Annotated in this window: 8 protein-coding genes and 2 rRNA genes (1 of these 10 only partly in view); 7 read left to right on the plus strand and 3 right to left on the minus strand. The window is 69.3% G+C overall.

The annotated features are described in order from the left end of the window. A 23S ribosomal RNA gene (locus O7604_RS15875) occupies nucleotides 1–2,178 on the plus strand; it begins 932 nt to the left of the window's first position. A 75-nt stretch (nucleotides 2,179–2,253) separates the two neighbouring features. Then, nucleotides 2,254–2,370: ribosomal RNA gene (rrf, locus tag O7604_RS15880) — 5S ribosomal RNA — on the plus strand. Nucleotides 2,371–2,454: 84 nt separating this feature from the next. Here rrf and O7604_RS15885 read toward each other — a convergent pair. Next, nucleotides 2,455–3,132, minus strand: a complete 678-nt coding sequence (locus O7604_RS15885) for a hypothetical protein (protein ID WP_281576978.1) — start codon at nucleotides 3,130–3,132, stop codon at nucleotides 2,455–2,457. A 69-nt stretch (nucleotides 3,133–3,201) separates the two neighbouring features. On the opposite strand from O7604_RS15885, the gene O7604_RS15890 reads away from it, so the two are divergent. The 3 genes from O7604_RS15890 to O7604_RS15900 all read left to right on the plus strand — a co-directional run bounded on the left by O7604_RS15890 (nucleotide 3,202) and on the right by O7604_RS15900 (nucleotide 7,582). Continuing rightward, nucleotides 3,202–5,820, plus strand: coding sequence for a valine--tRNA ligase (locus O7604_RS15890; RefSeq protein ID WP_281576979.1), 2,619 nt, complete (start codon nucleotides 3,202–3,204; stop codon nucleotides 5,818–5,820). A gap of 68 nt (nucleotides 5,821–5,888) precedes the next feature. Then, nucleotides 5,889–7,160 (plus strand): folylpolyglutamate synthase/dihydrofolate synthase family protein, encoded by a 1,272-nt coding sequence (locus O7604_RS15895; RefSeq protein ID WP_269707024.1) that lies wholly within the window; start codon nucleotides 5,889–5,891, stop codon nucleotides 7,158–7,160. Then, complete coding sequence (locus O7604_RS15900) at nucleotides 7,157–7,582, plus strand: DUF4233 domain-containing protein (protein ID WP_281576980.1); 426 nt, start codon at nucleotides 7,157–7,159, stop codon at nucleotides 7,580–7,582. The genes O7604_RS15895 and O7604_RS15900 overlap by 4 nt, the downstream gene beginning before the upstream one ends. Before the next feature lie 75 nt (nucleotides 7,583–7,657). Here the strand turns inward: O7604_RS15900 and O7604_RS15905 are convergent, their stop codons facing one another. Further along, the gene (locus O7604_RS15905) at nucleotides 7,658–9,022 is read right to left on the minus strand and encodes a VOC family protein (RefSeq protein WP_281576981.1); all 1,365 of its coding nucleotides are present in this window, start codon (nucleotides 9,020–9,022) and stop codon (nucleotides 7,658–7,660) included. Between the two features lie 145 nt (nucleotides 9,023–9,167). Here O7604_RS15905 and ndk point away from each other — a divergent pair, with 145 nt between their 5' ends. Further along, the gene (ndk, locus tag O7604_RS15910; protein ID WP_269704551.1) at nucleotides 9,168–9,593 is read left to right on the plus strand and encodes a nucleoside-diphosphate kinase; all 426 of its coding nucleotides are present in this window, start codon (nucleotides 9,168–9,170) and stop codon (nucleotides 9,591–9,593) included. A 61-nt stretch (nucleotides 9,594–9,654) separates the two neighbouring features. Here the strand turns inward: ndk and O7604_RS15915 are convergent, their stop codons facing one another. Next, nucleotides 9,655–10,095 carry a carboxymuconolactone decarboxylase family protein gene (locus O7604_RS15915; RefSeq protein WP_269704552.1) on the minus strand — a complete coding sequence of 147 codons (441 nt, stop codon included), beginning with the start codon at nucleotides 10,093–10,095 and terminating at the stop codon, nucleotides 9,655–9,657. Between the two features lie 403 nt (nucleotides 10,096–10,498). Here O7604_RS15915 and ileS point away from each other — a divergent pair, with 403 nt between their 5' ends. Continuing rightward, on the plus strand, nucleotides 10,499–13,669 hold the full coding sequence (ileS, locus tag O7604_RS15920; protein WP_281576982.1) for an isoleucine--tRNA ligase: 3,171 nt from the start codon (nucleotides 10,499–10,501) through the stop codon (nucleotides 13,667–13,669). Nucleotides 13,670–13,706: the final 37 nt, after the last annotated feature.

Here is a 13,706-nt window from a genome sequence, read left to right on the forward strand (position 1 = left end):
TTTCTTGCCGGAGGTAGAGCACTGGATGGTCTAGGGGGCCCACAAGCTTACCGAAATCAGCCAAACTCCGAATGCCGGTAAGTGAGAGCGCGGCAGTGAGACTGCGGGGGATAAGCTTCGTAGTCGAGAGGGAAACAGCCCAGATCACCAGCTAAGGCCCCTAAGCGTGTGCTAAGTGGAAAAGGATGTGGGGTCGCATAGACAACCAGGAGGTTGGCTTAGAAGCAGCCACCCTTTAAAGAGTGCGTAATAGCTCACTGGTCAAGTGGTTCCGCGCCGACAATGTAGCGGGGCTCAAGCACACCGCCGAAGCTGTGGCATTCACATTTCAACTTCGTGCCTCCTTGATGGGGTATGCAGGTGTGTGGATGGGTAGGGGAGCGTCGTGCCGGGGGTGAAGCAGCGGGGTGACCCAGTTGTGGACGCGGCACGAGTGAGAATGCAGGCATGAGTAGCGAAAGAAGGGTGAGAAACCCTTCCGCCGGATGACCAAGGGTTCCAGGGCCAGGCTAATCCGCCCTGGGTGAGTCGGGACCTAAGGCGAGGCCGAGAGGCGTAGTCGATGGACAACGGGTTGATATTCCCGTACCCGCGAAAGAGCGACCCTGACGAACCTCGTTGTGCTAACCACCCGAACTGCCGGCGGTCTTCGGACCAAAAGCGGGGAGCGTGGGAACCTGGCGGGTAGTAGTCAAGCGATGGGGTGACGCAGGAAGGTAGCTGAGCCCGGCCGGTGGTTGTGCCGGGGTAAGCGTGTAGGCCGGTGTGTAGGCAAATCCGCACACCATCAGGGCTGAGACGTGATGCCGAGCCGATTCAGGTGAAGTCAGTGATCCTATGCTGCCGAGAAAAGCCTCTAGCGAGTTCTTAGCGGCCCGTACCCCAAACCGACACAGGTGGTCAGGTAGAGAATACCGAGGCGATCGGGCGAACTGTGGTTAAGGAACTCGGCAAATTGCCCCCGTAACTTAGGGAGAAGGGGGGCCGGAGACGTGAAGCCCCGCGCGGGTGGAGCGTTGTATGGCCGCAGAGAGCAGGGGGAAGCGACTGTTTACTAAAAACACAGGTCCATGCGAAGAAGTAATTCGATGTATATGGACTGACGCCTGCCCGGTGCTGGAACGTTAAGGGGACCTGTTAGCTCTTCGGGGCGAAGCGGAGAACTTAAGCGCCAGTAAACGGCGGTGGTAACTATAACCATCCTAAGGTAGCGAAATTCCTTGTCGGGTAAGTTCCGACCTGCACGAATGGCGTAACGACTTCCCCACTGTCTCAACCACAGGCCCGGCGAAATTGCATTACGAGTAAAGATGCTCGTTACGCGCGGCAGGACGGAAAGACCCCGGGACCTTTACTATAGCTTGACATTGGTATCTGAATTAGCTTGTGTAGGATAGGTGGGAGCCGGTGAAGTCCATACGCCAGTATGGGTGGAGGCAATCTTGAAATACCACTCTGGTTGATTTGGGTATCTAACTTCGGACCGTTATCCGGTTCAGGGACAGTGTCTGGTGGGTAGTTTAACTGGGGCGGTTGCCTCCTAAAGGGTAACGGAGGCGCCCAAAGGTTCCCTCAGCCTGGTTGGCAATCAGGTGTTGAGTGCAAGTGCACAAGGGAGCTTGACTGTGAGACTGACAGGTCGAGCAGGGACGAAAGTCGGGACTAGTGATCCGGCACTGGCATGTGGAAGCGGTGTCGCTCAACGGATAAAAGGTACCCCGGGGATAACAGGCTGATCTTCCCCAAGAGTCCATATCGACGGGATGGTTTGGCACCTCGATGTCGGCTCGTCGCATCCTGGGGCTGTAGCAGGTCCCAAGGGTTGGGCTGTTCGCCCATTAAAGCGGTACGCGAGCTGGGTTTAGAACGTCGTGAGACAGTTCGGTCCCTATCCGCCGTGCGCGTAGGATACTTGAGAAGGGCTGTCCCTAGTACGAGAGGACCGGGACGGACGAACCTCTGGTGTGCCAGTTGTCCCGCCAGGGGCACGGCTGGTTAGCTACGTTCGGAAGGGATAACCGCTGAAAGCATCTAAGCGGGAAGCTCGCTTCAAGATGAGGTATCCCACCCACATTGTGGGGTAAGGCCCCCAGCTAGACGACTGGGTTGATAGGCCGGAAATGTAAGCCCGGTAACGGGTTCAGTTGACCGGTACTAATAGGCCGAGGACTTGACTACCAAGCTGCTACGCGTCCACTGTGCAACTCTGAACAAACCACCACCCACCAGGGTTGGTTGACATGTTCATAGAGTTACGGCGGTCATGGCGGAGGGGAAACGCCCGGTAACATTCCGAACCCGGAAGCTAAGCCCTCCAGCGCCGATGGTACTGCACTCGGGAGGGTGTGGGAGAGTAGGACACCGCCGGACAACCTTTCCAATTCAGGGCCACCCCCAAACGGGGGTGGCCCTGAATTGCGTTTACGGGAAGCCGGCCCGAAGGCCGGCCCTCAATCAGCGGCTCTGAACCGACTCGCGGATCTCGCGGAACAGCGCCGCGGCGTCGTCGACCCGGCGGCCCGGGAACATGCCCATCACCACGCTGCCGTGGTCGGCCCACCCGCAGACCGCGAAGTCGCCGCCGTCGCCGCTTGTCGTACCGCACTTCATGACGCCGCCCAGGCGGCCCGCGTCCACCTCGCGCAGCCCTGCCACCCGGCCGGTCTCGTCGGCCATCAGCCCGAACAGGGTGTCCAGGTCGCGTTCGGGCTGCCAGAGCAGCGTGGTGCCGCCGAACAGCAGCACCGAGCGCTTGGCGTCCCCGCGGTCGGAGTAGACCGCTCCGTAGCCGCGGTCCAGCTCGATGTCGGCGGCCAGCCCGTCGCGCAGGTAGTCGGCCGTGCTGCGGGCCCGCTCACTGTCGTCCCGGACCAGCCCGGCCACCTCGGCCGGCTGGCCGAGCGTGGTGTCCTTCTGCTGGATCACCCGCCAGCCGCTCAGCCCGAGCGCACCGGCCCCGGCCAGGCCGACCGCCAGCAGGGCGGACAGAATGATCTTTCGGCGCCGGGAGACAGGACGGCGTTCGGGTTCCTGCGCGGGATCGCGGCGGCTCAGCTCGATCGGCTCATCGGTCAGCTCGACCGGATCGGAACCCCCGTCGACCGGGCGCTCGGTGAGGTGCGCGTCGGACATGACCGCCACCGTACGCGAATCACAGGTGGTGCACGTCGGGTCCCCGAAAGCGCTCCGTAGACTTTCAGGGTGACCGAGAGACTGGATGCCCGACGCCCCGACGCCCCGACCCTCGCCGGCCAGTACCAGCCCGGCGAGGTAGAGCAGCGACGGTACGAGCAGTGGGTAGCCGGCGGGCACTTCCGGGCGTCGGCGGACAGCGAGAAGCCGCCGTTCACCATCGTCATCCCGCCGCCGAACGTCACCGGCTCGCTGCACATGGGCCACGCGTTCGAGCACACGCTCATGGACGCGCTCACCCGGCGCAAGAAGATGCAGGGGTACGAGGCGCTCTGGCTGCCGGGCATGGACCACGCCGGCATCGCCACCCAGAACCTGGTCGAGCGGCAGCTCGCCGGTGAGGGGCTGTCCCGACACGACCTCGGACGGGAGAAGTTCGTCGAGCGGGTCTGGCAGTGGAAGGCCGAGTCCGGCGGCGCGATCCTCGGCCAGATGCGGCGGCTCGGCGACGCCGTCGACTGGGACCGCGAGCGCTTCACCATGGACGAGGGCCTGTCCCGGGCCGTGCAGACCATGTTCAAGAAGCTCTTCGACGACGGGCTCATCTACCGGGCCAACCGGATCATCAACTGGTGCCCGCGCTGCCTCACCGCGCTGTCCGACATCGAGGTGGAGCACACCGACGACGAGGGCGAGCTCGTCTCGATCCGCTACGGCGACGAGGTCGTGGTGGCGACCACCCGGGCGGAGACCATGCTCGGTGACACCGCGGTGGCGGTGCACCCGGACGACGAGCGCTACCGGCACCTGATCGGCACCGAGGTGGAGCTGCCGCTCACCGACCGGCGGATTCCGATCGTCGCCGACGAGCACGTCGACCCGAGCTTCGGCACCGGCATGGTCAAGGTGACCCCGGCGCACGACCCGAACGACTTCGAGATCGGCCAGCGGCACGACCTGCCCTCACTGACGATCATGGACGAGCGCGGCGTCATCACCGCGCCCGGCCCGTTCGAGGGCCTGGACCGGTACGAGGCCCGCCCGGCCATCGTCGCGGCGCTGCGCGAGCAGGGCCGGATCGTCGCCGAGAAGCGGCCGTACCTGCACGCCGTGGGGCACTGCTCGCGGTGCAAGACGACCGTCGAGCCGCGGCTGTCGCTGCAGTGGTTCGTCAACACCGCCCCGCTCGCGAAGGCCGCCGGTGACGCGGTGCGCGACGGCCGGGTGAAGATCGAGCCGGCCGAGCTGGCCAAGCGCTACTTCGCCTGGGTCGACAACATGCACGACTGGTGCATCTCCCGCCAGCTGTGGTGGGGTCACCGCATCCCCGTCTGGTACGGCCCGGACGGCGAGATCGTCTGCGTCGGGCCGGACGAGGAGCCGCCGTCCGGCGAGGGCTGGCGGCAGGACGAGGACGTCCTGGACACCTGGTTCTCCAGCGGGCTGTGGCCGTTCTCCACGCTCGGCTGGCCCGAGCGCACCCCCGACCTGGCGAAGTTCTACCCGACCAGCGTGCTGGTCACCGGCTACGACATCCTGTTCTTCTGGGTCGCCCGGATGATGATGTTCGGCCTGTACGCGATGGACGGCGTGCAGCCGTTCGACGTGGTGGCGCTGCACGGCATGGTCCGCGACGAGCACGGCAAGAAGATGTCGAAGTCGTTCGGCAACGTGGTCGACCCGCTGGACTGGATCGACCGGTTCGGCGCCGACGCCACCCGGTTCACGCTGGCCCGGGGCGCCAACCCCGGGCAGGACGTGCCGGTCAGCGAGGAGTGGTGCCAGGGCTCCCGCAACTTCTGCAACAAGCTCTGGAACGCCACCCGGTTCGCGCTGCTCAACGGCGCGCACACCGACGGCCCGCTGCCGGACGCCGGCGACCTCTCCACCGTCGACAGGTGGATCCTGTCCCGGCTGGCGCACGTCACCGCCGAGGTCGACGAGCAGTTCGAGGCGTACGAGTTCGCGAAGGTCTGCGACCTGCTCTACCACTTCGCGTGGGACGACGTCTGCGACTGGTACGTGGAGCTGAGCAAGCCGGTGCTGGCCGAGGGCGGCCCCGCCGCCGACGCCACCCGCCGGGTGCTGGGCCACGTGCTGGACCAGCTCCTGCGGCTGCTGCACCCGGTCATCCCGTTCGTCACCGACGAGCTGTGGTCCGCGCTCAGCGGCGGCGAGACCGTACTGACGGCGTCCTGGCCGGTCGCCGACCGTACCCTGATCGACGACGCCGCGGAGGGCGAAGTCGGCACCCTGCAGCGGGTGGTGACCGAGGTCCGGCGGTTCCGGTCGGACCAGGGGCTGCGTCCCACCCAGCGGGTCGCCGCGCGCCTCGACGGCCTGGCCGGCGCGGGCATCGCGGCGCACGAGCCGCTGGTGCGCTCGCTCGCCCGGCTCGACGCACCCGGTGACGACTTCCAGGCCAGCGCCACGCTGGCCATGCCCGGTGAGGTGAGCGTCGCGCTCGACACCCGCGGCTCGATCGACGTGGCCGCCGAGCGGGCCCGGCTCACCAAGGACCGGGCGGCAGCCGAGAAGGAGGCCACCCAGGCGCGGGCGAAGCTGGACAACCCGGCGTTCGTCGGCAAGGCGCCCGAGCCGGTGGTGGCGAAGATCCGCGAACGGCTGGCGGTGGCCGAGGCGGACCTGGTCCGGATCGACGCCGCCCTGGAGGCGCTGCCCTCGTGAGCGACCGCACCGACCGCACCGCGTTCGCCGAGGTGGAGGCCGCGCTCAACGCGCGCGGCTTCACCCGGATGCACTTCGAGCTGGAGAAGATCGAAACCCTGCTCGACCTGCTGGGCAGCCCGCAGCGGGCGTACCCGTCGATCCACCTGACCGGCACCAACGGCAAGACCTCGACGGCCCGGATGATCGACTCGCTGCTGCGGGCGTTCGGGCTGCACACCGGCCGCTACACCAGCCCGCACCTGGAGACCGTCCGGGAGCGGATCAGCCTGGACGGCGAGCCGGTGGGCGAGGAGCGGTTCGTGTCCACGTACCGTGAGATCGCGCCGCTGGCCGAGCTGGTCGACCAGCGGTTCGCCGAGCCGCTGACGTACTTCGACATGACCACGGCGCTGGCGTTCGCCACGTTCGCCGACGCCCCCGTCGATGTGGCGGTGGTGGAGGTCGGGCTCGGCGGCGCGGAGGACGCGACGAACGTCATCCAGGCCGGCGTCGCCGTGATCACCCCGATCGGCCTGGACCACACCGAGTGGCTCGGCGACACGATCGAGGACATCGCGCTGCACAAGGCGGGCATCATCCACCCCGGCGCCACCGTCATCGCGGCGGCGCAGGAGGAGGAGGCGGCCCGTCCGATCCTGGAACGCTGCGCCGAGGTCAACGCCACTGTCGCGCGCGAGGGCGCCGAGTTCGGCGTACTGCGCCGGGCGGTCGCGGTCGGCGGCCAGGTGCTGACCATCCAAGGCCTGGGCGGAGTGTACGAGGAGATCTTCATCCCGCTGCACGGCGCGCACCAGGCGCAGAACGCGGCGGTGGCGCTGGCCGCCGTGGAGGCGTTCCTCGGCGCCGGCGCCCGGCGGCAGCTCGACATCGAGGCGGTCCGCGAGGGCTTCGCCGCGACCAGTTCGCCGGGCCGGCTGGAGCGGGTGCGTAGCGCGCCGACAGTGCTGCTCGACGGCGCGCACAACCCGCACGGGATGGCCGCCACCGTCGCCGCGGTGCAGGAGGAGTTCGCGTTCAGCAAGCTCGTCGGCGTGCTGGCGGTGCTCGGCGACAAGGACGCGGCGAGCCTGCTCGAACTGCTCGAACCGGTGCTCGACTCGATCGTGGTCGCGGAGAACAGCTCGGCCCGGGCGATGCCGGTGGACGAGCTGGCCGAGCTGGCGCGGGAGATCTTCGGGCCGGAGCGGGTGCAGGTGGCCCGGGAGATGCCCGACGCCATCGAGGCGGCGGTGGCGGAGGCCGAGTCGGACGTACCGGGTGAGCTGTCCGGGGTGGGCGTGCTGGTCACCGGATCGGTGGTGACAGTGGCCGACGCCCGCCGGCTGCTCAAGCGATGACCGGCCCGCAGCCCCGCCCGACCGGCCCGGAGCCGGCGGGCGGTTCGGAGCCGGCGGGCGATTCGGAGCCGGCGGGTGGCGTGCGGCGGTCCGGGCTGCGGAACCCGGACAAGGCGGTACGCGGACTCGGCGCCGGCACGATGGCGCTGGAGGCACTGGTGCTGCTGCTGGCGATCCAGCCGATCCGGGTGGTCGGCGGTGACCTGAGCGGCGCGGCGATCGGCGCGATCGTCGCGCTGGCGGTCGCCTGTGTGGTGCTCGCCGGCATGATGCGCCGCCCGTGGGCGTGGCACGCCGGCACCGCGATCCAGGGACTGCTCCTGCTCTCCGGGCTGCTGCACTGGTCGCTGTTCGCGCTCGGGGTGATGTTCGCGCTGGTGTGGGCGTTCGCGCTGCACGTGCGGCGGGTCATCCTCGGCTGAGCGTCGTCGCTGCGGGCTGCGCGGTGTTAAGAAGGGCCCCTTCCTCTACCTGAGGCGTTAAGAAGGGGCCCTTCCTTACACCTGGGCGAGGGTGCGCCACTGCGTCAGCGCGACGCCGTGGCCGTCGGGGTCGCGGAAAGCAGCCGCCCACACCTCCAGCTTGGTGCCCCGGTTGACCACGCGCGGGGCGTACGTGAACCGGACGCCGGAGTCGCGCAGCCGCTCGTACGCGCCCTGGATGTCGTCGACCTCCAGGTTGACGTGCACCAGCCGGCGGCTGATCGGGGCGGCACCGGTCACCCGGCGCAGCACGAGCCGGGTCGGGCCGGAGGAGAGCACGGCGTTGCCCTCGCCCCGGTCCAGCTCGTCGAAGCCGAGTTCCCGGTAGAAGTCGAGGGACCGGTCCAGGTCGGTGACGAGCAGCGTGATGCCGACGCCGCTGATCGGGCTGGCCAGCTCGTCCGGTTCGGCCGCGCCGGACGGGCCGAAGATCGCCTCGTCCAGTTCCTCGGCCGTCGGCGGTACGTCGGAGCGCCGAGGCGCGTCCGACGGGTCGTCCAGCGCCAGGTCGATCGGGTCGGTCCCGGTGTCGGCCGGTCCCGATCCGGCCCGTGCGGTGTCGGCGGGCCCGGTGTCCGCCGGCCCGGGGTCGACGAGCACGGTCTGGACCGGCACCGTGTCCACCGGCTCCTCGGCCGGCGAGCGGGGCACCGGGGCACGGCGGGGGAGCGGGCCGGGGCCGGCCGCCCGGTCGGTCCGTTCGACGAGCTGTCCCTCGAGCACCACCGGGCCGCCGGGGCTCTGGTGCAGCACCACCGGCTCGCGTTCCTCGGCGCGGGGCGGCACGTCGTCCAGGTACGGGTCCGGCGCGGGCGGGTAGTCGTCGCGGAAGTCGTCCTCCGGCGCGCGCCCGGCCCACGGCGGAGCCTCCTGCGCGATCAGCGGCTCGTCCAGCGGGTCCGGCTCGGCGGCGTACTCGGGCGGCAGGTCGGCGACCGCGGCGGCGCTCTCGGCGTGCGTGGGCACCTCGTCCCAGAGCACGCGTACGTGCCGCTGGTCGTCCAGCGCCACCCGGACCGGCAGCGCCTGGCCCAGCGAGGGCCACTTGGCGACCGGCACCCGAGGCTCGATGATCTTCTTGGAGCGGGGCGGCAGCCCCGGCGCGTCAATGACCAGTTGCAGCTCGCACCGGCCGAACGCGTACTGGGTGGGTGGTTCGGAGGCGCTGTGCACGTGCCCCAGGCCGATCACCCAGGTGCGGCCGCCGCCGCGTACCGTGGCCAGGGCGATCGCCAGCACCAGCAGCGCCACGCCGAGGGCCACGATGGCCCAGCTGGTCATACCGAGCCCGAACACGGTCACGAAGGTGGCGACGGTGCCGAGCACCGCCCCGATCAGTTTGCGTACCGGCGCGATCGTGCGGTTCCCGCCATTCGCCACAGTGGACCTCCCAGGGGTTCCAGGGCCAGGCTAGGCCGCCGCGGCGGGCCAGGGAAGACGCAGCCGCCGCACCGGCGCCGGGACCGGGTCGCTACGCTGACCGTACCCAGCCGAACCCCGTTTGAGTGCGCAGGAGGAACCCAGCGTGTCCAGCAGCAGCCCGGACGAGCGGACGCTCGTACTGATCAAGCCCGACGCGGTGCGCCGCGGTCTGGTGGGCGAGATCCTGTCCCGTTTCGAGCGCAAGGGCCTGCGGATCGACGCGATGGTGAGCCGGACCATGGACGGCGACTTCGCCGACCAGCACTACGCCGAGCACGTCGAGAAGCCGTTCTACCCGCCGCTGAAGACGTTCATGACCAGTGGCCCGCTGGTGGCGCTGGTGCTCTCCGGCGACCAGGTGATCGAGGTGGTGCGCGCGATGATCGGCAGCACCGACGGCCGCAAGGCCGCCGCCGGCACCATCCGCGGTGACCTGTCGCTGTCGAACCGGGAGAACCTGGTGCACGCCTCCGACTCGGCGGACAGCGCCAAGCGCGAGATCGCGCTCTGGTTCCCCGAGCTGGCCTGACCGATACGCCGACGGCCCCGGCCCGCGCCTTCGCGGGACCGGGGCCGTCGTGTGTCGGCTGTCAGACCGACGCCGGCGGCTGCGTCTGAGAGGTCACCGCGACCCGGTTCCACACGTTGATGGTGGCGATCGCCACCACCAGGTCGGCCAGTTCCTTCTCCGACCACACCTTCGCCGCGGCGTCCCAGACGTCGTCCGGCACGCCGTGCTCGCCGAGCCGGGTCACCGCGTCGGTGAGGGCCAGCGCGGCCCGCTCCCGCTCGTCGAAGAACGGCGCCTCCCGCCACGCCGCGACCGCGAACAGCCGGCGGCTGTCCTCCCCGGCCCCCAGCGCCTCCCGGCTGTGCATGTCCACGCAGAACGCGCAGCCGTTGAGCATCGACGCCCGCAGCTTCACCAGCTCCAGCACGGTGTGGTCCACGTTCGTCCGGACGTACTTCTCCAGGCCCAGCACGGCCTGGTACGCCTCGGGTGCCACCGCTGCCATGTCCATCCGGCTCATCGCCGCCTCCTTGAGGTTCGGGTACGCGGACAGGACGGGACACGGCGGGTGCGGTGTGACGGCACGGCGGTGTGACGGTGGTCATGACCGGGTCAACCTCATGATCGCCGGGGCGGGGCGGGCGATACTCGGCGGCGCGGCGGGCGGGGGGTCGAGTACGCTTGAGCGCACAGGCGACGACCCGGCCATCACCGGTGAGCCTCCGGAAGAACGGCCGGGTCACCGGCTCAGTAGAACCGGACGGGACGGCCCGTCACAGCCGGCCAACGAGCGGGCGGTCGCACCTCGACCGCCAAGCGGGGTGGTACCGCGGGCCACGCCCGGGCGCCGGTCACGGCGTACCGGATTCGGCTCGTCCTCGCAGACCACAGACGAGTGAGCTGCTGAGGGAGAGCGACAGGCGATGGCCTATCCGTTGCACGACCCGACCGGCGCCGGCGTCCCGGCGAGCCCGGACCTGCCCGCGGTCGAGCGCCGGGTGCTGGAGCACTGGACGGCCGACAAGACCTTCGAGGCGTCGGTGGAGGCCCGCGACGCGGGCCGGAACGGCGAGAACGAGTACGTCTTCTACGACGGCCCGCCGTTCGCCAACGGCCTGCCGCACTACGGCCACCTGTTCACCGGCTACGTCAAGGACGTGGTGCCGCGCTACCAGACCATGCGCGGCAAGCACGTCGAGCGCCGGTTCGGCTGGGACTGCCACGGCCTGCCCGCCGAGGTGGTGGCCGAGAAGCAGCTCGGCATCACCACCAAGGCGGAGATCCTCGACCTCGGCGTGGCCCGGTTCAACGACGCCTGCCGCACGTCGGTGCTGGAGTTCACCCACGACTGGGAGCGGTACGTCACCCGGCAGGCCCGCTGGGTCGACTTCGCCAACGACTACAAGACGCTCGACCTGGACTACATGGAAAGCGTCATGTGGGCCTTCAAGACCCTGCACGACAAGGGCCTGGTCTACGAGGGCTTCCGGGTGCTCGCGTACTGCTGGCGGTGCGAGACGCCGCTGTCGAACACCGAGACCCGGATGGACGACGTCTACCGGGACCGGCACGACCCGACGCTCACCGTCTGGTTCGAGCTGACCGCTGACGAGAACGCGCCGGAGCCGCTGCGCGGGCCGGTCAAGCTCGGCGTCTGGACGACCACGCCGTGGACGCTGCCGTCGAACCTGGCGCTCGCCGTCGGCCCCGACATCGAGTACGCCGTGCTGGAACACCGGGGTTCCCCCGACAGCGAGCGCAGTGGTGAGCGCTACGTCGTCGGCGCCGCGCGCCTCGGCGCGTACGCCAAGGAGCTGGAGGGGTACGAGCAGGTCGGCACCGTGTACGGCCGCGACCTGGTCGGACGCCGCTACACGCCGCTCTACGACTTCCTGGTCGAGCCGGCCGGCCCGAACGCCTACCAGGTGCTCGGCGCGGACTTCGTCACCACCGAGGACGGCACCGGGATCGTCCACCTGGCGCCCGCCTTCGGTGAGGACGACCAGAACACCTGCAACGCGGCCGGCATCCCCACCGTCGTGACCGTGGACGACCACACCCGGTTCACCGCGCTGGTGCCGCCGTACCAGGGCGAGCAGGTCTTCGACGTGAACAAGCCGGTGATCCGGGAGCTGAAGGAGCGGGGGGTGGTGCTGCGCCAGGACACCTACACCCACTCCTACCCGCACTGCTGGCGCTGCGACACCCCGCTGGTCTACAAGGCGGTGTCGTCGTGGTTCGTGGCGGTGACCAAGTTCAAGGACCGGATGGTCGAGCTGAACCAGCAGATCAACTGGACGCCCGGCCACATCAAGGACGGCTCGTTCGGTAAGTGGCTGGCGAACGCCCGGGACTGGTCGATCAGCCGCAACCGGTTCTGGGGCTCGCCGATCCCGGTGTGGAAGTCCGACGACCCGAACTACCCGCGCGTGGACGTCTACGGTTCGCTGGAGCAGATCGAGCGGGACTTCGGCGTACGCCTGACCGACTTGCACCGGCCGGCGGTGGACGACCTGGTCCGCCCCAACCCGGACGACCCGACGGGCAAGTCGATGATGCGCCGGGTGCCGGAGGTGCTGGACTGCTGGTTCGAGTCCGGCTCGATGCCGTTCGCCCAGGTGCACTACCCGTTCTCCAACCGGGAGTGGTTCGAGCACCACTACCCGGGTGACTTCATCGTCGAGTACATCGGGCAGACCCGCGGCTGGTTCTACACCATGCACGTGCTGGCCACGGCGCTGTTCGACAGGCCGGCGTTCCGCAACTGCCTGAGCCACGGCATCCTGCTCGGCTCGGACGGACGCAAGATGTCCAAGAGCCTGCGCAACTACCCGGACGTCTACCACGTGTTCGACTCCTACGGGTCGGACGCGATGCGGTGGATGCTGATGTCCTCGCCGGTGCTGCGCGGCGGCGACATGGCGGTCACCGAGTCGGGCATCCGGGACGCGGTGCGCCAGGTGCTGCTGCCGCTGTGGAACGTCTGGTACTTCTTCTCGCTGTACGCCAACGCCGACGGCTACACCGCGCGTCGGCGTACCGACTCGGCGAACGTGCTCGACCGGTACGTGCTGGCGAAGACCAACGAGCTGGTGGCGACCGTCGGCGCGCAGATGGACGCGTACGACATCTCCGGTGCGTGCGCCACCGTGCGGTCCTACCTGGACGCGCTGACCAACTGGTACGTGCGCCGGTCCCGGGACCGGTTCTGGGCCGGGGACGCGGACGCGTTCGACACGCTCTCGACGGTTCTGGAGACGCTGTGCCGGGTGGTGGCGCCGCTGGCGCCGCTGACCGCGGAGGAGATCTGGCGCGGGCTGACCGGCGAGCGGTCGGTGCACCTGACCGACTGGCCGGACGCGGCCGAGTTCCCGGCCGACCACGAGCTGGTCTCCGCGATGGACAATGTGCGGGCGGTCGCCTCGGCGGCGCTGTCGCTGCGCAAGGCCAAGGGTCTGCGGGTGCGACTGCCGCTGGCGAAGCTGACCGTGGCGTCGCCCGTCGCGGACCAGCTGCGGCCCTTCGCCGACCTGGTCGCCGACGAGGTGAACGTCAAGGAGGTCGTACTCACCGACGAGGTGTCCGCGTACTGCCAGCAGGTGCTCACCGTGGTGCCGCGGGCGCTCGGCCCGCGCGTCGGCAAGGCCGTGCAGCAGGTGATCAAGGCGGTCAAGGCGGGGGAGTGGGAGCTGCGCGACGGCGCCCCGGTCGCCGCCGGGGTCACGCTGGCCGAGGGCGAGTACGAGCTGCGCCTGGTCGCCGCCGACGCCGAGCACTCCGCGCCGCTGCCGGGCGGTGAGGGAGTGGTAGTGCTGGACACCGAGGTCACGCCGGAACTGGCGGCCGAAGGGCTGGCCCGGGACGTGGTCCGCGTCGTGCAGCAGGCCCGCCGCGAGGCCGACCTGGACGTCTCCGACCGGATCACGGTGGCCGTCTCCGCGTCCGAGGAGGTGCGCGCGGCGGTCGCCGCGTACACCGGGTTCGTGGCCCGGGAGGTGCTCGCCGACAGCATCGACTTCGCCGAGGGCCTCGACGGCTTCGCCGGCGAGGCCGGCGAGGGCGAGCGCGTGACGGTGACGGTCCGCAAGGTGTGAGCGGACCGGGCCCTCCTGCACCCCCTCGGGTGGAGGA

Source organism: Micromonospora sp. WMMA1947, assembly GCF_027497355.1.
GTDB lineage: Bacteria > Actinomycetota > Actinomycetes > Mycobacteriales > Micromonosporaceae > Micromonospora.